Below are 1,214 nucleotides of genomic sequence, written 5' to 3' on the forward strand. Positions count from 1 at the left end.
GTGTGTTGTTTCAGATACTGCACAGTGGACGCGTAGCTTCTTTGTTGGTAAGTCCTCGGCCGATTAGTACCAGTCACCTGCACCCGTTACCGGGCTTCCAGTTCTGGCCTATCAACCCCATGGTCTGTGGGGGGCCTTAACCCCTCGAAGGGGGAGAGAAACCTCATCTTGGAACAGGCTTCCCGCTTAGATGCTTTCAGCGGTTATCCCTTCCGAACGTAGCTAACCAGCAGTGCACTTGGCAGTACAACTGGCACACCAGAGGTTCGTCCGTCCCGGTCCTCTCGTACTAGGGACAGCCTTCCTCAAGTTTCTTAACGCGCGCGGCGGATAGAGACCGAACTGTCTCACGACGTTCTAAACCCAGCTCGCGTGCCGCTTTAATGGGCGAACAGCCCAACCCTTGGGACCTACTCCAGCCCCAGGATGCGACGAGCCGACATCGAGGTGCCAAACCATCCCGTCGATATGGACTCTTGGGGAAGATCAGCCTGTTATCCCCGGGGTACCTTTTATCCGTTGAGCGACACCGCTTCCACTTGCCGGTGCCGGATCACTAGTCCCGACTTTCGTCCCTGCTCGAGCTGTCGCTCTCACAGTCAAGCTCCCTTGTGCACTTGCACTCGACACCTGATTGCCAACCAGGCTGAGGGAACCTTTGGGCGCCTCCGTTACATTTTAGGAGGCAACCGCCCCAGTTAAACTACCCACCAGGCACTGTCCCTGAACCAGATCATGGTCCGAGGTTAGAAGTCCAATACGATCAGAGTGGTATTTCAACGACGACTCCACGAACACTGGCGTGCCCGCTTCACAGTCTCCCACCTATCCTACACAAACCGTACCGAACACCAATACCAAGCTATAGTGAAGGTCCCGGGGTCTTTTCGTCCTGCCGCGCGTAACGAGCATCTTTACTCGTAATGCAATTTCGCCGAGTCTGTGGTTGAGACAGCTGAGAAGTCGTTACGCCATTCGTGCAGGTCGGAACTTACCCGACAAGGAATTTCGCTACCTTAGGATGGTTATAGTTACCACCGCCGTTTACCGGGGCTTAAATTCTCAGCTTCGCGCCCGAAAGCGCTAACCGGTCCTCTTAACCTTCCGGCACCGGGCAGGCGTCAGTCCGTATACATCGTCTTACGACTTCGCACGGACCTGTGTTTTTAGTAAACAGTCGCTTCTCACTGGTCTCTGCGACCACCCCCAGCTCC

General features: G+C 55.4%; 1 rRNA gene (running past one end of the window). It reads right to left on the reverse strand.

The annotated features are described in order from the left end of the window. Positions 1-43 precede the first annotated feature (43 nt). Positions 44-1,214, reverse strand: a 23S ribosomal RNA gene (locus ACFQ9K_RS45415); its annotated part runs 1,407 nt beyond the window's last position; the annotation flags it as partial.

This window comes from Nocardia sp. NPDC056564 (assembly GCF_042793755.1).
In the GTDB taxonomy this organism is placed as follows: Bacteria; Actinomycetota; Actinomycetes; order Mycobacteriales; family Mycobacteriaceae; genus Nocardia.